Below are 18304 nucleotides of genomic sequence, written 5' to 3'. Positions count from 1 at the left end.
AAACGACCTTCTTTCTACAAATTTTTTCAGTGTCCTTATAGTTGCTCAACAGCATTCACTAATGGCTTCGTTCCAGTCATATGGGCTTCAATCACATCACCATCTCTTATAACGACAGCACCTGGAGTTCCCGTTAAAATCACATCACCTGGCAATAATGTCATCACCTTTGAATGAAAGGCGACAATGTACGCTGGATCATAACGCATATGCCCTACTTTCTTTTCGTACTTTACGTTACCATTCAACACAGTTGCTACACGTAATTGTTTCACATCTTCCACTTCATTAATTAATAAGCACGAACCAAAACTAAAAAACGTATCAAAACTTTTAGCACGTGTTAAATAACGGTGGTTTTCAGCGTGTATATCTGCTTCTGTCATATCTAATGCTAATGTGTATCCGAGAATGTACTGGCTCGCTTCTTCTTGATCAATCTCTTTACATCGCTTACCAATGATGATAGCTAACTCTGCTTCGGCTGTTGTGTTCGTTGACCCTTTTGGAATCTTCACTGCATCATCCATCCCAATAATGGTCGTATCCGGCTTCATAAAGCTAACGGGGTCCAAATAGGTCGAAACATGCTTAGGCTTCTCATCTAAGTAGTTCATCCCAACTCCCCATATTTTTCTAGGCTTTCGATAAAGCGGAGCAAGCTGCGCTTTATCGCTCTCAACCTTGTCATAACGGTCTAGCTTCTGACACCCACCTTGCTCATACCAGCTAATCAAATCGCGAATCATTTCCGTTGTAATTAATTCAAACGTCTTATTCGGCCATTGCGTCTGTTCATATTGATTGATCGTTTTAATTAAAATATACCCATCCTCTACAACAATCGCAGCTTGCTCAGTTTCTTGATAAAAAATGGTCGCTAATTTCAATGGTTGTTGCTCCCTTCTGTACCTTTTCATCGTATTCCTTTACCCAATTGAGTAAGCGTAAATCTTGATGTGTAGACCCAATAAAGGAAACACCTACCGGTAGGCCATTAATGCTCATTGAAGGAACTGATACTTGCGGCGCACCTGTTAAGCCACTTACACATGTCATTAATAACGTTCGCTTCCGTTGTTCTTCTAGCTTCTCTCCCTTCGCTTTTAGAAGAGGGGCAATCGATGGAGCTGTTGGCATCATAAGTAAGCTGTCCTCATCAAGAAGTTGAACAAAGTGCTCTTTTAACTTTTTCTGTTGCGATACCGCTTGTTCATACTCTTCTTTCGTAATCGTCTTTGCCCATTTAAATCGTTGATCAATATCTGTACCAAAAGAAGGCTGATACTCCTCTATCCATTGACCATGCTCCTGCCATACTTCATATCCTTGTAACGTCCGAAAGGTGTTTAACCAACTTCCCATCCCATCATAAGCCAATTTTAAAGTATCTATCGATTCAACAAATGGTTTCATCAGCTCTTTTTGCTTAGAAAATGCGTGCTGACATTCACTATTACATAGCTCTATAATATCCTCTAGTACGATGATACGTTTAAAAGGACGCAAATCGTTATGTTGGTTGAATAATATTGTACCGAGTTTGTAAAGTAAACCTGACTCCCTCGTCAACCATCCAACCGTATCAAAACGCTTCGCAAGTGGGATCACACGCTCAACTGAAACGAGATCATGAGTTGGCCTAAAGCGTATACACCACAATAGCTTGCCGGAATTCGAACAGAGCCACCTGTATCGGTTCCAAGAGCAAAATCAACTTCACCTCCAGCAACAGCGACGGCCGAACCACTTGATGATCCTCCAGGTATTCGATCGATGCTCGTTGGATTAAGTGGAGTCCCGTAATGAATATTTTCTCCATTCAAGCTAAACATTAGTTCATCTGTATGTGTCGTTCCTTTTAACGTCGCCCCCTCTTCTAACACGCGCTTTACTACAAATGCATGTTCAGTGGCTGATGAATGTGTTCTTTCCCAATCTGGATTCCCCGCACCTGCAACGATTCCTTTTACTGCAAAGACATCTTTCACAGCAAACGTCATCCCTTTTAAAGAACCTTCTTCGGATTCAGACAAGTTCATGTTATTCTTTTTAAATGCATTCCAATTGTCCATCGCTCTTCTCCCCTTTACGAATACTTTCTCTGTGCAAGTGGTTTCACTTTTTTCATTTGCGACTGATTCATCTTTCGTAGCTTAAGTGCAACCTGCAATTCAAGGCTTACCTCAGGATCATCAATATCTACATTCAATAATGAAGATATCTTTTCCATCCGATAAACAACCGTATTATAATGGGTATAAAGTGTTTCAGCTGTCACACGGATGTTTCGATTAGCTTGGAAATAAGCCTCAAGTGTTTCAATATAATTGACTGATTTCTTTGACGCTCGTTCTAGAACTCCGAGAATTTCCTCTGTATATTGAATCACCTCAGTCCCTTCCGGAATTAAATAGAGCAAACGATAAAGATGTAAATCTTGATAATGAATCACCTTTTTATCTGTTGTATATTGCTGACGAATCGTGTTTACTTTAACCGCTTTATGATAGCTTTCTTGAATATTCTTTATATCATGTACGTGATCACCAACACATAACGTATAAGACTCCTGCATATTCTTATAACTCGTGAATCGATCGACTTCTTTTTGAATAAGACCAAAGCTTCTTTCTAGTGATTTTTTCGTATGGTCAATAAGTAAGAAAGTAAACTCTCCTAGCAAAACCGTTCCATATAATTGCCCCTTTATCGCTTTTGACAAAGTCGACACCATGTAAGTAAATTCCTCTTTAAGTGCTCCTTTATCTTTCACATCCATGATAAACACTTGATACCATTTTCTCTCAAAGTCTAAATCAAGTGACTGTGTTCGAATTTCCATATCTACATCAGATGTCACTTCACCTAATAAGACATCTTTCAAAAATTGATTCATGTATCTCTTTTCTATCTGCTTCCTTGCCGCAATATTGGCAAGCTCCATGTTTAACATCGTACTCATTTTTTCTATCGTTAAACAGTCCACTTCTGTTAATTCATAATTCGTTTCAATACATGCAATGAAAGCAGTATGGCTAAGTGTCGTTTCCGACGTTAATGGAATAGCTATACACGAAAATGTTTCATCACGAATTTTAATGCCTCGTATCCCACTACCGGCCTTTGTTTCCAGAGCTTGAACAGTTTTTCTTAACTCAAACTCTTCTAATACATCCTCAAATAATGGTGCAATAATCGTTCGATCAAAATCATAAACAACGACTGGATTCCCCATCAACTCTTCTAGATGATAAATAACATCCCTTATCTCCTTGCCTGCTGCCATTTGCTTCGTACATTCTTGAACACGATTGTATAAGGTCATTAAATGCTCGGATTCTTGATAGAATACTTCCTCCATCGCGACTCTTACAATATCAGAAAATACTGCTGTTGGTAGAATTTCAACAACTGGGAAATGAAGTTCATTGGCCTTTTCAATAAAGCTTTGTGGGATTTCATCAATAAAGCGCTGAACCTTAATCCCAACCCCAGCAACATTCTTTTCCTTTAATTGAGGTAATAAATCAACAAGCTCCTCCACATGATCTCGAAAAGGATACCCCGTTGTCATCATGAATTCTTGTGGTCGGACAAAATTCAACACATCCGGTGAACCAACAATATTGACTCTACTTATAACCTGATTGACGTTTGTATATCCTGCGACAAGCCTAGCTCCTTCTAACGGCTCAAGCTCTAATAACCCTTTAATCGTTAATCCTCTACGATTCATTACATCTGACACCATTATCACCTCAGCAATCGATTATCCAACGTCTATTTCTCAAAAAAGGCTAAGCCATTTTTCACTTGAAATAACTGAACCAAAATGCCTATCGATATTTCTCAATGAAGGCTCATATGCATCAGGGAACGCGCATGCGGTCGCATCGCTTATAACAACTACATGGTAATCACGTTGATGAGCATCACGTGCCGTTGATTCCACACATGTATTTGTATTAATTCCTGTCATGATCATTGTGTCAATTTGTAACGATTGCAACAATTGATCGAATTGTTCGTTCATAAAGGCACTATACCGATGCTTCACTACAACATAATCACCTTCAACAGGTTGTAATAGATTGTAGAAATTACAGCCCCACGTTCCTGCTCGACAGCTATTTGGATGCTGCTTTTCCTTTCTTCTTTGTACCCAAGCTCCGTTCCCATCGTTTTCTTTCGAATGAACCATTTTCAAAAAAATAACTGGAATCTTTTCCTTCCTTGCTTGTTCAATCATGAGCATAATAGTCGGTTCAAGTGCCTGATAATGATCAACCTCGTAGCCTGCTTGCCGAAATGCTCCTTCATTTGCTACAAAGTCATTTTGCATATCAACAACAACGAGTGCCGATGATAAAGTTCGACACAAATAATACGAATCATAGGCCAATGTGCTACCTCCTCTGTCATAGAGTAAATGGCTCAAAGGCTTCTCTCCCCTTTGAACCTTCTATCTCTTTTACTGTTCAAAATATTCGTTTGTATAATAACGGTCAACCTCATAACGCTCAGAAATTAAATCACTTACTTCCAAAATATCAAGTGTATCCTCCATATTCTCTTCAGACATCCATCCGTAAGGTAGCCCGTCAAATAAAGCAATTTCTTCGAGTAATTCAAGCTGCATAAGTGCTGTTTCTTCATCCATAGCATCTGGGAACAGCTCCATGACAAGTTCCACTGTCTCATCCTTGTTTGCTAACGTATACTCAAAAGCCTCATCTATCGCCGCTAAGAAACGCTTGACTGTATTCGGGTTCTCTTCTAAAAATGATTCATTTCCTATTAACGTTAAACCAGCAAGATCATAACCAAAATCAGCTAAATAAAGTGGTGTCAACTCTACGCCTAGCTCCCGTTCAAACAGTGGGTATTCATTTGTTGAGAAGATGGCAACAGCATCTACTTCTTTGTTTAAAAATAATCCATTACGTGCTGAGCTTTCTACTTGTACCGAATCAACTAAAGATTCATCAACACCGTTACTTTCTAAGAAAAATGGGTACACATTTGTAAACGTAGATGCGATTGACATCGCAATGCTTTTTCCTTCAAGATCTTGTGGCGTTTCAACTGGTGTTTCCGGATGTGATGCGATCATAATCGGTGAACGATTCATATAAGACGCAATCATCTTAATCGGCATACCTTCGATTAAACCTTGTGAAGGCTCAACTGTTGACGTAACACCAAAATCATCCTGCCCTTGAGCAACTGCTTGCATCGTACTTGTTGAACCATTTCCTTCTAATACATCAACATGTAAGCCATACTTTTCAAAGAAACCTTTTTCCTGCGCCACAAAGAATGGCGAAAATTCTCCTTTAAAGCGCCAATTCAACCGTAAGGTCACGTCTGTTACTTCCGGTTCACCAATTGTCATTCCATCTTCTGATTCCTCTTCATTCGTCCCCTCCCCTACTGTCTTGATTGCTTCCTCGAAATCATCCTGATTATTACCTTCTCCACAAGCTGCTAATATAACCATCATACATAACGACAGTAGTAAGAATTTTGCAAATTTTCTCATTATAAATTTCTCTCCTTTTTTAAGCTTCTGCTAGAATACCTTGAGATTGGAAGATCGAACGAATATCATGAACATGTTGATTAAAATGAACATTGGAACGTGATTCACTACTTCTAGGACGGTGTAGCTCAATCGGTATTTCCTTCAAAATCGTACCTGGTCTTCCTGACATGACAACGACTTTATCTGATAGAAAGACAGCCTCCTCAATACTATGAGTAATAAAGACCGTTGTAAATCCGTATTTATCTGAAAGCTTCAACAAATCATACATCATTTGCTCTCTCGTCAAGGCATCCAGTGCTCCAAATGGTTCATCCATTAATAGAAGCTTAGGGTCTTGAATAAGCGCACGGCAAATCGATACTCGCTGTCTCATCCCGCCTGATAACTCATGTGGATATTTATCTTCAAACCCTTTTAAACCAACAGATTCTAGTAATTCTAACGCTTTTGCTCGATTCGTTTGCTTGCTTGGCCGATCAAACCATGTTATTCCTTTCAATTCAAGAGGAAATAACACATTATCGATAATTGATCTCCATGCTAATAAGACATCCTTTTGAAAGACGACTGCGGCACCTTCAGCAATTTTTCCAAGTGGCTTCTCATTTAGAAGGACATGTCCTGAAGTAGGTCGATCCAACCCAGCAATAATTCTCATAATCGTACTTTTCCCACAGCCACTTGGACCTACAACCGCTAGAAATTCCCCTGACTCAACAGAGAGATAGATGTTTCTTAATGCTTCAACACTTCCTGTTCTCGTTTGAAACACTTTGCCAACATTCGTTAGCTCTAGTTTTGTAGCCATATTACTTCCCCCCTCCTGCTTTGTTATCGTGATACCAAGGCATTAATATCCGTTCAAATAAGTGTACGATACAGAATAACAATATCCCGATAATCGCAAGTGTCATAAGCGTCGCAAACACCAGTGTTGTATCTAACCGAGCATTCGCTGTTAATTGTAAATAGCCAAGACCGTGCTCTGATGCAACAAATTCTCCAACAATCGCCCCAACAACCGCTAACGTAATTCCAACTTTAAAGCCCCCAAATAAATGAGGTAAGGCGTTTGGCAAGCGAAGATAGAAAAAGATTTTCCATTCTGAAATTCCTATCGATTTACCTAAATCATGCATATCCTTATCCAAAGAACGAAATCCTACGACGGAATTGATGACAATTGGGAAAAATGAAATTAAGCAGGCAAGTAATATTTTTGTCGTTAACCCGTAGCCAAACCATATTACAAGTATTGGCGCAATCGATACCATTGGAATACATTGGATACCGATTAAAATCGGATATAACGAATTGGCTAAATAACGAGAGTACACAATCGAGATCGCTAACGGAATACCGATCGCTAAGCTTAACCCAAATCCAAGTAATACTTCTGTCAACGTCGTCAGTGAATGAGAAAACAATACTTGAAAGTCACTAACAAAGCGTGTTCCTATATCGATCGGTGACGGCAAAATATATCTAGGTATATCCAATAAAATCGTTAGTAATTGCCAAATGCTTGCCATACCTAATAAGGTTAGAGCCGCCCACACAAATTGTGGAATGACCAATACTCGCTTACCCTTCTTCTCTTGTTGTCTCATCATCGCCACTCCCGTTTTGGTTTCCATTTTTCATTTCCTCCTTTCATCGAACCATTTTCTCCATTAGCTTAGTAGGCGTAGGAGCCTCTGCTAATAATTCACTTGGCAGTTTCAGCTCATAGGCTGGTTGATAAGACAAGTGCTGTAGCTGTTCGTTCACTCTTGCTATTTCAGGAACAGTTGATAACCATTGAATGATTTTCTCCATTTCAGTTGGCTCATAGAAGCGTAAGATATAGGCTAGTAATTGACCATATTGCAGCATATTTCCACTTCCAAGTGGGTTAAAATAATCACGTAAATTGTCTGAACCAAGTTGAAGCTTCACACCAGCATTTGCTAGATCCTTCACTCTTGTTAATGCCCTTGTCGCAATAGCAGTCGGACAAGTAGTCACGGTCATACCAGAATGAGCGACCGCCTCTATCGTCTCCATCGCTATCTTTTCTTCAACATTTGCCAGAGAGCAGCAATGAATCGCTGTCACCTTTGATCCTAGCTCTTCATCGGTCGTCACTTTTGCTAAATATGGAAGATTAAAATCATCGATCCTACCCGTTTCATCTGTATGGAATTCAATCCAATCTAAATCAGAATTAGTCGCTAGTTTAATAATCTTATCAATATGCTGCTTTCCGTCTTGATCCATACTCGTATGACCACCAATTCCTTGAACTCCGAGATTTAACGCTTCCTTTAACAACACCTCTGTCTCCGGATAACGATCAAAACCTTCCTGATTAAAGGCAATCAAATCAATGACGATTCGATTCTTCCACTCCTCTTGAACTTCCTTCAACGCTTCAATAGCTCGTAATTCAAACAACGGATCAACGTCAACATGAGTGCGCACATAAACCGTTCCATATTGATGCATTTTCGTTAAAGCTTTCACGGCAGCTTCTTTTATTTCATTTTTCGTCATTAATACTTTAGCTTCTCGTGTCCACTCGGCACGAGTAGAAGCTGGAGCATCTTTATAACGAAAAGGTGGTGACAAAAACCCTTTATCAATATGCGCATGGTAATTCATCCAGCCGACAAAACTCATAACGCACCTCCCGTAACACGTACGACCGGAGCAATCAAGTTGGATCCTTGTGGACCTTGATGCTCAGAACCTGCAGAGCATAATATTCTAGTTTCACCAACATAGCTGCCAACAACTGCATTCGCTACTGCCTTCGCTAAAATGCCTGAGTGCATTGCTAATGCATCGGTGTGCATCGTATGTCGCCTTCCTCGTACAGTTGAAAGAGCATCTGCTCCAGCATTGACGAACACTTGAACAATGTTTTCCATTTCATCGTTCGACAATGTCGATCCAGCTTTTATTCCTGCGTTCTCAAACGACTTCCTAAGCCCGACAACATCAAGTGCATCCTCCATCACCCCTGACCCTATATACAGGTCACTAGAAGAAGCGGTCGAATTGCCCATCACAATAACTCGTGCAGATACTTGCTCCTGACCTGCTGATACCGATGTTTTAACTGAATAGAGAGAATGGTCTCGATTCAAGCTTTCTTGTGAAATACTTTCCCGTTCAACTTCCTCTAATGCTACGGCAGAGCCTAATGCCGAAGCTGCCTTCGATAAACTTCCTCCAACTCCCCAAGGACATTTCACCTCTACACATTTCACATCGTCAATGGATTTAATATCGGCCTGTTCCATCGCTTGTTTCACTGCTTCAGTCACATAATCAACTTGCTTTAACGTACCAATTTCATTCTCATCGAGAACCGGTGTTGATGCGACACCAAAGGCAAAACGCTTCTCATTAAATTGATGCACTTTGTCACCTTCTTCTTGAATAAACAATGTATAATGTGGTGTCATTAAACCTCCCGTCTTACCAATCATCATCATCGGAATTTGCTCAAATACCGCCTCATGACTCATCGATAAAAAGGAGGATAATAACCCTTGAAAAGCCAAAGTAGCATATCCCCTTGAATATCCATCTCCTTCTGTTTGTGCAATAATTGCCTTAATTGATTCTGCTTTGATTTTCTCTTCTTTTAATAGTGTCTGTAACGCGGAAACATCTCCTGGATGCTCCATATCACATCGAATTAATTCATAGTTCATCTGCTCCACCTCTGTTTTTGTGAGTTGTTTTTTGTTATGACATCATGTTAGCATTCCGAAACAGTAGAGTAATTGGTGTATCCTCACAGCAACAAATTTATATTTTGTGGATTATCGATAATTTTAAAGTTTTTCGTCAGATTATTTCTACTTTGTTGTTAGTTTATCTACCTGAACAAGTGATATTTGCTCTACATACTCTTAGCTTTAGATATAAAAAAGACTACTAAAATAACTTAGTAGTCTTTTTATATCGTGAAATTTAAATAAGCTTCAACATACTATCCCTTTTCCTCGCCTATAAATCAGTTAAAATACTCGGATACATTTTAGTAATTTAACAGGCTAAATGACTTTTTACTCCTCTTATCATGAGAAACCTTTTTCAAAAACGACCTGAACGAAAGATCGAATATAGCAACCAAACAAACATTAAACTCGCTACAAGAAATCCAATTTCCACTGCGGGTACATTCCATAACAGAGAAGCTTGGCCTCCCAATGCTGATCCAATAATAAGGCCAACCATAATAATACTAAAGGAAAGAAGAACAATACTAAATGAGAGACGATTACTAATTCGATCCATCTTCTTCAAGAACATATCCAACTTCGGCATCGTTACTTCGATCGGAATATGTCCTTTTTTTGTTATTGAAGTAAGCTGCTCGACATTGTGTGGAATGTTCAACATGGCTTTTCTTAAATCCTGCAACTGATCATACACTTGCTCTGCCATTTGCTTTGGATGGTAGCGTTGCTTTAACAACTCGCGACCAAATGGTTCGGCAATCTTTACAATACTTAGTTCAGGATCAAGCTTTTCAATCATTCCTTCTAACGTCAGCAACGCTTTACCGACAAGTGTTAAGTTTGTTGGTATTTGGATTCGGTGAGCATGTGCAATTTGAAAGAGCCTATGAACAGCTTCACCTAGATGAATCTGACTAAATGGAACATCGTAATACTCCTCACGTAATTCCTCAACATCCGCTCGTAATTCATCCATATCAATATCATCAGGAACAATCCCCATTTCATAGATCGCTTTAATGACCCCATCCGTTCGTTGTCTCATCATGCAATAATTAACGTAGCCAAGTGCTGTTTCATCTCCGACGTTAATCTCCCAACCATGCCAAAATCCATAAATGCAACAACCTCATCATGCAACGCATAAATATTACCTGGATGAGGATCACCATGAAAGAATCCTTCTAATAAGATTTGCTGTAAAATGGAACGTGTCACCCGTTCGGCTAATAGCTTTGTATCATAGTCATGCTCACGTAACGACTCTAAGTGATTAAGTTTGACACCTTCGACGAACTCCATCGTTAAAACCTTTTTCGTCGTGTAATCCCAATATACACATGGAATATGTACCGTATCATCATCATCAAACTGGCGTGCAATACGCTCTCCATTTCTCCCTTCACGTCGATAATCTAACTCAGCAATTAACGCTTGAGAAAATTCCTCCACTACCTCTTTTAATCGATATTTCGCCGCCCACTCCAAGCGATGATCAGCAATTTCAACTAGCTCGTGTAAGATTTCCAGATCCGTATGAATCAATTGATTAATATGAGGTCGTTGTACTTTAACGGCCACTCGTTCACCTGTATGTAAAAGCGCTTCGTGAACTTGACCGATTGACGCAGAACCTAACGGCTGAGAATGAAACTCTTTAAATAACTCTGACATCGAACTTCCTAACTCAGATTCAATAATATCAAATACTTCCTCTGATGTGAAAGGAGGCACCTCATCTTGAAGCTTCGTTAACTCGTGAATAATATCAGTTGGAATTAAGTCTGGTCTCGTACTAGCAAGCTGTCCCATCTTCACGAAAGTGGGACCAAGCTCTTCTAAGAATTTTCGAATTCGCTCTCCCGTTGAACGCGTACCTTCCTTTTTGTCCTTCATTGACAATCGCTTTGGCAATGAGACGAGATCATGAAGCCTAAATCTTTCACGATGAAGCCAAACCCATTTTTTGAAAAGGCTGCAACAATTTCTCGATAGCGCTTTAAATGCCTGACTCGTTTCTCAAAAATCGCACCCTCCTCCTTTCATCCATATTTCTATTATAATCAATCTTGTTTACTTAGCTTTGCTTCTAAGTCTCGAATACGCTGTTCAAGCACTTGTACTTCATCCTTTGTCGCCACATTCAAATCTGCCAAAACATGCTTAATCTTTTCCTGTAGCTTCGCATCTAACTCTCCTTTCGTCTCTTCCGCTTTCTTCCAAAGCTCATTCATATATTCCTTTGATTCCTGCTGACTTAATTCCCCTTTCTTCACTAATTCTTCAACCGTTTTTTCGATTTGCTCCTTACTAGCAACAGCCAATCCAATTCCTAGAGCTAACCCTTTCTTTAACCGATCTCTCATAATAGTCCCTCCTACAAAGTTAAGTGAATTTTTTCACAATATAAAAACTATATGTTTAATCCTTTTACCCAGTATCGCCTTCTGTCAAACCTTTTATTTACATTAATTAATTATATGAAGGAAAAGGCTACTAAATAAGTTATTTTCTCATTAGTAGCCTTTTTTCATTATTGTGCTTGAGCTATTTGCTCAAACCACATTTCATATTGTTCATCTTCTAACAGCCCCACTCGTCCTACCTCTTCTCCATTTTCAAAGTGAACAATCGTAGGTGTTGACGAAATGTCATACTCGGACCAGCCAGACTCAAATTCAACAAGGTTGTATAGTTGCATATCAATTCCCATTTCATCAGCCATTGGTACGATAACAGGAGATACCGCCACACATGCCGGACAAGTCGGTTGATAAAAATAAATCGTCATATTCTCCTCTGAATCTAATGACGCCTCAAGCTCTTCAGGAAGAATAATATTTTGATAGTTCGGATCATCCAATTGTTCAATCGTAGCCGGGTTCAAGCTTGATTTCCCAAATGGATTCCCTTCTACTTTTTGACTTGTTGAAAAATGGTTGACAATCGCTAATGCACCGAATAAAACGATGATGATGACAAAGAAAATAATTACTTTTTTCATTTTATTTTGATCTCCTTACTCGAATTAAAATCGTAATACTTATGATAAAAATTAAAATGAACGCAATAAGCGCTAAAAACGGAATCGTGACAAAACCAAACCAATTTATATACTGTGCTGAACAAGGCACTATACCACATGAATCTAACTCATTCATTGAAGGAACTTTTTGCAGCATATACTGATACAACGCCACAAACATCCCTATCCCTGAAAACAAAGCTGAATACAGTGCTTGGTTCAAGTCTCTCTTAATAACAGCTATACCTAAAATAATGACCATAGGATACATCAAGATTCGTTGATACCAGCACAGATCACAAGGGATGTAGCCGACAATTTCAGAGAAATATAAACTACCAGCTGTAGCGATCAGTGAAATCCCCCATGCGCAAAACAGAAGATTCTCACTACTTATCGATATCTTTTTCATCGTTCACCTCTTCTATTTCGTTAATCGTCTGTCTATAGATATTACTATATCAAAATGACATGAAAAAAGAAAAGAAGTTTACTGCCATTCACGAAATAAACATACTTGTGAAAAAATATTTTATCTAAGAACTCTTTTATTGAAACTGATTATCATTATTGATATAATGAGCAATAAGATGGTCACAATCAATGTAGCGAATTAGATTGTAGTAATCAGTCTAACTCATTTAAAACAATCTAGTTCGATCATCCAATAACCGCTGGGGGGCAATACATATGTTTGTACAAGTTCGAAAATTAACGATAGCAGAAGGACACTTTCAAACGATCGTTGAGCAATTTAGTCAACCAGGAATTATTGAACAACAAGAAGGCTTCATTGACCTTAAAGTCATGGTCAAGAAAGTAAGACGCGGCGAGGAAGAAGTGATGGTCCTCGTTCATTGGCAATCGGAAGAAGCATGGAAAAATTGGGAAAAGAGCGATGCTCACATTGCGGGCCATAAAGCAAAAAAAGAGCAATCAAAACCAGATTATATTTTAGATGTTGAAGTCGATAAATATGAAGTAAAAGCTGTAAAGACTGCGATTAGTTAAAATAAAACACTACTAGGCACTGAAACAGATTGGTTTCTTCTTCAGTGCCCTTCTTTTAATCTCTAGTAAACTTCCAATTATAGCTTATATGCTCTTATTAAATAAGTTGGCGTGCAGCTCCATGCATGACAGTAGCTATTAATCAAATGGCTACCATATGGCGAGAATGCTTTATCATTTGGATTATACAGCTCCCAAAACGTATCTGCCCCATCTTCTAACATACCTCCCCAATACGCTTTTAATGTTTTGATCGCTTCTGTTTTCATTCCGACTTTCAGAAGCGCTTCAACGAAATGATGGTACATGTAAGGAGTGTTCATCGAAACAGCTGGTTCTTCGGTGATGACTCGCTCCATTAATGCTTTGCCCTCATCCTGCTTCAATACTCCTGCCAGTACCATCCACACTTGAGCTGCCCATGAGACTTGCTTATCCTTCCCACTAACAAAAAGTTGCTTCGTATCATCCCACAAATGAGCCATTGTCGCTTTTTCGATGTCCACTAACTTATTTTCTAATAAAGTTTGTTCGCTTGCTTCGACTGCTCGAGCTAAGGCAATCCCCTTTCGTAAAGCATAAATTAAAACTGCTTGAGAAGGAGCTTGCTTATTCAACTTATTATTCCAATCGATAAACGACCACCACGTTTCGTCATCCTGAACGATAAAACGATCGTCGAGCCTCGCAAGTCCTAATTCTAGCTGACGATAAGCGGTTGGCCATAGCTCTATTAACGTCTTTTCGTCTTTCGTCGCTTCATAATAATCATACAGTGTTGTCGTAAAGAAAAGCGAATAGTCATACAAATACGTATCATCTGCGATTAATGATGGTTGAATAAAGACATTGGCTGAAACTTGGCCTTTGTCATTTGGAACAGCCGCAAATAAATATAAGCATCTTTTCACGAGATCATTTGTCGCAAATGTCTTGTAATTTGCTAATGCCTGCAAGCGTAGGTCACCTAACCAAAGGCGTCGATCTCTCTTCGGACCATCCTCAAAAATATCCTGCATACAATCCTTTAACGTTTTTATACTAACGTGATCTATATCGGCTAAAAGTTCATCTTGAGTTGTGTAATTTTGAACATCAGCTGATCGTGCAGAGCTTACAGCATCACAATATATATCGTCAATCACTACACGGTACTTTGGTGATGTATCAATGACATTGATTTTTACATATCGAAAGCTATATCGTCTCGATAATGATAGAGTGTGTGGAAGAACATCGACATATATGCTTTCCTCCTGTAACCATGAGCTACTTAACCAGCCATCATAGGATGAAAAGGGCTCTGCCACTTCAACAGGCATTTCACCAAAGGTTAGCTTCACATGAAGAGGAGCATCTGGTGGGCTGCCAACTGATTTCAATTTAAGTGTGACATAACCTACCTCATGATCTCCAAAATCAACGATGACAGAATCTCCTTTTCCAAACTCTATTTCTCCTAAATCCGACTCATCTCCGACTTTATCTGTACGCCAGCCATGGATCACATTTGAATCTTCTACTACCTCGACAAGTTGTTTCGGTCTTCTTCTCTCTTTATAAATAGTAGGTATAAGAGCATCTGCCCTTTTTGTAAAAGCGTCATTAAACGCAATTGTCTGTTTCTCTATCTTTTGGATATTCAATTCATTTACCTCCCTTTTTCCATTCGTTATTAGCCCTTCACCGCTCCACTAGTTAATCCCTTCATAATCTTCTGATTTAAGAACAAATAAATGAACAAAATCGGAATAACCGCAAGTGAAATCGATGCAAATGTCGGTCCCCATTGTCTTGAACCATACTGGCCAGTAAAGGCAAGTAAGCCCGTTTGAATCGTTCTAAGCTCAGAATCATTAATAAACGTCATTGCGAAAATTAAATCATTCCAAACGAAGAAAAATTGAACGAGTGCAACCGTTACGATTGCATTCATAAGCATAGGTGTCGCAATTTTGAAAAAGACTTGATAGATCGTTGCCCCATCAACAACCGCTGCTTCTATTAATTCATTAGGGATCGATTTAAAAAAGCCTGTAAATAGAAAGATCGTTAATGGTAATCCGAATGCAATATACGTAATAATTAACGACCAATGTGTATTTAACAGCCCGACATTAAAGTAAATCGAAAACAAAGGTAAGATGACAATTTGAACAGGAACCATTATTCCTGCCAAAAACAATAGCATGACTGTACTACTTAGCTTCCATTTCATCTTTTCAATCGCAAATGCTGTTGATGCACCTAACAAAATGATAAATGCTAACGCAGGAAATGTAACGAGTATACTATTTTGAAAATAGGTTCCCATATTTCCAACGGTCCATGCATCAATATAGTTTTGAAAATGCAATGTTTCTGGTAAAGCATACGTTGGATTTAGATTGAATTCGGTTGGCCCTTTCACAGATGACATTAACAACCAAGCAATGGGATAAACCTGTATTATAACTACGATAAAAAGAAGTATTTTCATCGTGTAAGAACTAAAAAATGCTTTCACATGTCCATTTTTCTCACTCACTATGAATCCCTCCCACACATTTTATGACTGACCTTCTTATACATCCTTACGTGCTAGTCGATACACTAATAGTGTCACTCCTAAACAGAACAGTAGAAGGAATACAGCAATCGTACTTCCATAGCCATATTGATTGTAACTAAAAGCTGTATTGTACATGTACAGCGTAAGCGTTTGTGTACTATTACCCGGACCTCCATTAGTCAAGGCAACGACACTTTCAAACACTTTCAAAGTACCATTCAAACTAAAAATGATTCCTGAAATTAAAATAGGACGAATTAATGGTAGAACGACTTTCCCGATAAGCGTGAAGCCTGTCGCACCATCAAGCTTTGCTGCTTCAAGAACGTCTTCTGGTACATCAATTAAGCCCGCATAGAAAATAACAGCGTAGAAGCCAACCGCTCGCCAAATATCCATTAGAACAATGACCCAAAAAGCCGTTTCCCCTTGGCCTAACCAAGCTTGTACGAGCATATCTAAATGCAACGCATCGAAAATACTATTCACTAATCCAAATTGCGGGGCAATTTCGAACAACTTCGTGAAAAGCTGCGCAACCGCTACAGCCGGAATAATCATCGGGAAGAAAATAAGCGTACGAAATAATGACGAAAAACGTTTAATATAAAAAACAAAAATTAATCCAAACAGTAATCCAAATACAATTTGTCCAGATGTGACAAAAAAAGCATAGCGAGCGCTTAACCATAAGCTATTCCAAAATGTTTGATCTCGAAAAATTTCTACATAATTCGTAATCCCTACGAACTCAAATCCACGAATTGGCGAGCTTCAAAAAAAGAATAGCCAATTGACCAAACAATTGGAACAAATAAAACAACTAAATAGATTAATAGTGCAGGACCAACAAAAGCCAATAGTGCTTTGCGATCTCGTAAAACCGTATTCATAGACTCACGTCCTTGTCTGAAAGTTGATAAATTCATTAAGCTGTTTTAAGGTATAACCATTAACTCAAGGTCACTGCAAAAAGATTCGCTTTTTCCTTTTGTAGTGACCTCCAGCTATTCGTTCATTTTACAGCCTACGAGGAACCGTGCGTTCAAAGTAGGCTGTAGGCAATCAAGGCTTCATTATAACTTCTACGACAATTTATTGAAGGGCTTCCATGTAATCTTGTGCTGACATGTCACCATTGATTAACAATTGAGCATTTTGCTCAGCAGCATCCTTCGTTCTCGTGTCCATATTTGCCTCAAACCAAAGGGCACCATCCTCAATTTCTTCAATAATTTCAAGCACCATTTGTGTTAAAGGTTCAACATCTGCCGGCATTTTCTCAACATTGAATCCAGTAATCATTCCATGATTTGCTAACGCACGATCACCAAAATTAGCGAAAGTATATTCTAGCCAATCAGCTACTTGCTCATCATACTTGTCTTTGGCAATTGAAATAGTCATACCTGAGTTCATCGAATATTCATCTAACGTACCTACGCCACCTTCAACAAGTGGAATATTAAAGAACCCTATATTATCTGTTCCAATTAAGTTCACATCTTCATTATTAAACTGGCCAAGCGCCCAGCTTCCCATATAATACATCGCCGCATTTCCTTGTAAGAAAATATCTGAAGCTGTATCATAGTCAATAGTGTTTACACCTTGACCGAAGTATCCACGATCACTCATTTCTTGAACGACTTCAGCCGCTTCAACAAAGCCATCATCGGTAATATCTAATTCTCCATTTGCTACTCTGTCCATCGCATCAACACCATACGTACGAATAACATAACCGTTAATAAAACGAGTAATTGGCCATCTTTCTTGACCTGCAACTGCAAATGGCTGAACACCATTTTCTAGCAATACATCACTAATCTCCATTAACTCATCCCATGTAGTCGGTATTTCTAAGCCATGCTCGTCAAAGATTTCTTGGTTGAACCAAAAACCTTCGATGTTCAATTCAACTGGAATCGCATACAATCCACGCTCTCCACTTAGACGGTTTAATAACTCTACTACACCTGTGTTCAACTGATCATAAATTCCGATATCAGTAAACGCTTCCTCGACATTTTGAACATAATCTTGATCAATTAAATCATGTAACGGTACACCTGATTCATATTTAAATAGTTCAGGTAAATCATTGCTTGATGTTAATAATTGAATACGTTGAATAATATCCGTTTGCCCAAGGATGGATACTTCTAGTTCGAGTTGAGCTTCATGATCCCCACGATATTCGTCGAATAATTCTCGGATAACTTGCGTATCTCTTTCTGTATCATGATTCTCTGTTAATAATTGAAAGGTCCGATCCTCTGCTACTTCTGTTGAACCGTTTTCATTTGTATCACCATAGTCTCCATCATTCGCATCATTGCCTCCACAAGCTGCAATGAAAACGAATACAACTAACAGCATCAAAACTAAACCAAACTTTTTCATTTTCATCATATTTCCCCCTACTT

Annotated in this window: 19 protein-coding genes and 1 pseudogene; 1 reads left to right on the top strand and 19 read right to left on the bottom strand. The window is 38.9% G+C overall.

The window, feature by feature from the left end:
• Positions 1–35: 35 nt before the first annotated feature.
• The 14 genes and pseudogenes from JCM9152_RS05500 to JCM9152_RS05440 form a co-directional block, all read right to left on the bottom strand.
• Positions 36–890: a fumarylacetoacetate hydrolase family protein gene (locus JCM9152_RS05500; RefSeq protein WP_035341828.1), complete on the bottom strand. Its 855-nt coding sequence runs from the start codon at positions 888–890 to the stop codon at positions 36–38.
• Positions 856–1611: an amidase family protein gene (locus JCM9152_RS23965; RefSeq protein WP_369384527.1), complete on the bottom strand. Its 756-nt coding sequence runs from the start codon at positions 1609–1611 to the stop codon at positions 856–858. Before JCM9152_RS23965 ends, JCM9152_RS05500 begins: the two co-directional genes overlap by 35 nt.
• On the bottom strand, positions 1608–2075 hold the full coding sequence (locus JCM9152_RS23960) for an amidase family protein (protein ID WP_369384526.1): 468 nt from the start codon (positions 2073–2075) through the stop codon (positions 1608–1610). The genes JCM9152_RS23965 and JCM9152_RS23960 overlap by 4 nt, the downstream gene beginning before the upstream one ends.
• Positions 2076–2089: 14 nt before the next feature.
• On the bottom strand, positions 2090–3754 hold the full coding sequence (locus tag JCM9152_RS05490) for a PucR family transcriptional regulator (RefSeq protein ID WP_052015633.1): 1665 nt from the start codon (positions 3752–3754) through the stop codon (positions 2090–2092).
• 36 nt (positions 3755–3790) lie between these two features.
• Positions 3791–4405 (bottom strand): cysteine hydrolase family protein, encoded by a 615-nt coding sequence (locus tag JCM9152_RS05485; protein WP_052015630.1) that lies wholly within the window; start codon positions 4403–4405, stop codon positions 3791–3793.
• A gap of 69 nt (positions 4406–4474) precedes the next feature.
• Positions 4475–5545 (bottom strand): ABC transporter substrate-binding protein, encoded by a 1071-nt coding sequence (locus JCM9152_RS05480; protein ID WP_035341825.1) that lies wholly within the window; start codon positions 5543–5545, stop codon positions 4475–4477.
• Between the two features lie 19 nt (positions 5546–5564).
• Complete coding sequence (locus JCM9152_RS05475; protein WP_035341822.1) at positions 5565–6359, bottom strand: ABC transporter ATP-binding protein; 795 nt, start codon at positions 6357–6359, stop codon at positions 5565–5567.
• A gap of 1 nt (position 6360) precedes the next feature.
• Complete coding sequence (locus JCM9152_RS05470; RefSeq protein WP_035341819.1) at positions 6361–7188, bottom strand: ABC transporter permease; 828 nt, start codon at positions 7186–7188, stop codon at positions 6361–6363.
• Positions 7189–7204: 16 nt separating this feature from the next.
• Entirely contained in the window at positions 7205–8212 is a 1008-nt protein-coding gene (locus JCM9152_RS05465) for an amidohydrolase family protein (protein WP_035341816.1), read from the bottom strand.
• Positions 8209–9255, bottom strand: a complete 1047-nt coding sequence (locus JCM9152_RS05460) for a ring-opening amidohydrolase (protein WP_035341813.1) — start codon at positions 9253–9255, stop codon at positions 8209–8211. The genes JCM9152_RS05465 and JCM9152_RS05460 overlap by 4 nt, the downstream gene beginning before the upstream one ends.
• A 385-nt stretch (positions 9256–9640) precedes the next feature.
• Positions 9641–11315: pseudogene (locus JCM9152_RS05455) on the bottom strand (ABC1 kinase family protein).
• Between the two features lie 36 nt (positions 11316–11351).
• Positions 11352–11654, bottom strand: coding sequence for a phasin family protein (locus tag JCM9152_RS05450; RefSeq protein WP_035341810.1), 303 nt, complete (start codon positions 11652–11654; stop codon positions 11352–11354).
• A 167-nt stretch (positions 11655–11821) separates the two neighbouring features.
• Complete coding sequence (locus JCM9152_RS05445) at positions 11822–12292, bottom strand: thioredoxin family protein (protein WP_035341808.1); 471 nt, start codon at positions 12290–12292, stop codon at positions 11822–11824.
• 1 nt (position 12293) lies between these two features.
• The gene (locus JCM9152_RS05440; protein WP_035341805.1) at positions 12294–12725 is read right to left on the bottom strand and encodes a disulfide oxidoreductase; all 432 of its coding nucleotides are present in this window, start codon (positions 12723–12725) and stop codon (positions 12294–12296) included.
• Positions 12726–13003: 278 nt separating this feature from the next.
• Between JCM9152_RS05440 and JCM9152_RS05435 the strand changes: the two genes are divergently transcribed.
• Positions 13004–13324: an antibiotic biosynthesis monooxygenase gene (locus JCM9152_RS05435; protein ID WP_035341803.1), complete on the top strand. Its 321-nt coding sequence runs from the start codon at positions 13004–13006 to the stop codon at positions 13322–13324.
• A 77-nt stretch (positions 13325–13401) separates the two neighbouring features.
• Here the strand turns inward: JCM9152_RS05435 and JCM9152_RS05430 are convergent, their stop codons facing one another.
• The 5 genes from JCM9152_RS05430 to JCM9152_RS05415 form a co-directional block, all read right to left on the bottom strand.
• Positions 13402–14970 carry an alpha-L-rhamnosidase-related protein gene (locus JCM9152_RS05430; RefSeq protein ID WP_052015629.1) on the bottom strand — a complete coding sequence of 523 codons (1569 nt, stop codon included), beginning with the start codon at positions 14968–14970 and terminating at the stop codon, positions 13402–13404.
• A gap of 29 nt (positions 14971–14999) precedes the next feature.
• Positions 15000–15851 carry a carbohydrate ABC transporter permease gene (locus JCM9152_RS05425; RefSeq protein ID WP_201768786.1) on the bottom strand — a complete coding sequence of 284 codons (852 nt, stop codon included), beginning with the start codon at positions 15849–15851 and terminating at the stop codon, positions 15000–15002.
• 36 nt (positions 15852–15887) lie between these two features.
• Positions 15888–16523 carry a carbohydrate ABC transporter permease gene (locus JCM9152_RS05420; protein ID WP_268870713.1) on the bottom strand — a complete coding sequence of 212 codons (636 nt, stop codon included), beginning with the start codon at positions 16521–16523 and terminating at the stop codon, positions 15888–15890.
• Between the two features lie 95 nt (positions 16524–16618).
• A complete protein-coding gene (locus JCM9152_RS22945) occupies positions 16619–16768 on the bottom strand; it encodes a hypothetical protein (protein WP_201768785.1) in 150 nt (49 codons plus the stop codon).
• Between the two features lie 202 nt (positions 16769–16970).
• Complete coding sequence (locus tag JCM9152_RS05415) at positions 16971–18287, bottom strand: ABC transporter substrate-binding protein (protein WP_158318425.1); 1317 nt, start codon at positions 18285–18287, stop codon at positions 16971–16973.
• Positions 18288–18304 lie beyond the last annotated feature (17 nt).

Origin of the sequence: Halalkalibacter hemicellulosilyticusJCM 9152 (genome assembly GCF_000513115.1) — a bacterium.
GTDB classification, from domain to species: Bacteria; Bacillota; Bacilli; order Bacillales; family Bacillaceae_D; genus Halalkalibacter; species Halalkalibacter hemicellulosilyticus.
This window is presented reverse-complemented; position numbering and strand designations above follow the sequence as displayed.

Bases quoted from the DNA above. Each gene is read 5' to 3' on its own strand.
- JCM9152_RS23960 (WP_369384526.1), bottom strand. From the start codon at position 2,075: ATGGACAATTGGAATGCATTTAAAAAGAATAACATGAACTTGTCTGAA.
- JCM9152_RS05490 (WP_052015633.1), bottom strand. From the start codon at position 3,754: ATGGTGTCAGATGTAATGAATCGTAGAGGATTAACGATTAAAGGGTTA.
- JCM9152_RS05480 (WP_035341825.1), bottom strand. From the start codon at position 5,545: ATGAGAAAATTTGCAAAATTCTTACTACTGTCGTTATGTATGATGGTT.
- JCM9152_RS05475 (WP_035341822.1), bottom strand. From the start codon at position 6,359: ATGGCTACAAAACTAGAGCTAACGAATGTTGGCAAAGTGTTTCAAACG.
- JCM9152_RS05470 (WP_035341819.1), bottom strand. From the start codon at position 7,188: ATGGAAACCAAAACGGGAGTGGCGATGATGAGACAACAAGAGAAGAAG.
- JCM9152_RS05465 (WP_035341816.1), bottom strand. From the start codon at position 8,212: ATGAGTTTTGTCGGCTGGATGAATTACCATGCGCATATTGATAAAGGG.
- JCM9152_RS05460 (WP_035341813.1), bottom strand. From the start codon at position 9,255: ATGAACTATGAATTAATTCGATGTGATATGGAGCATCCAGGAGATGTT.
- JCM9152_RS05450 (WP_035341810.1), bottom strand. From the start codon at position 11,654: ATGAGAGATCGGTTAAAGAAAGGGTTAGCTCTAGGAATTGGATTGGCT.
- JCM9152_RS05445 (WP_035341808.1), bottom strand. From the start codon at position 12,292: ATGAAAAAAGTAATTATTTTCTTTGTCATCATCATCGTTTTATTCGGT.
- JCM9152_RS05440 (WP_035341805.1), bottom strand. From the start codon at position 12,725: ATGAAAAAGATATCGATAAGTAGTGAGAATCTTCTGTTTTGCGCATGG.
- JCM9152_RS05435 (WP_035341803.1), top strand. From the start codon at position 13,004: ATGTTTGTACAAGTTCGAAAATTAACGATAGCAGAAGGACACTTTCAA.
- JCM9152_RS22945 (WP_201768785.1), bottom strand. From the start codon at position 16,768: ATGAATACGGTTTTACGAGATCGCAAAGCACTATTGGCTTTTGTTGGT.
- JCM9152_RS05415 (WP_158318425.1), bottom strand. From the start codon at position 18,287: ATGAAAATGAAAAAGTTTGGTTTAGTTTTGATGCTGTTAGTTGTATTC.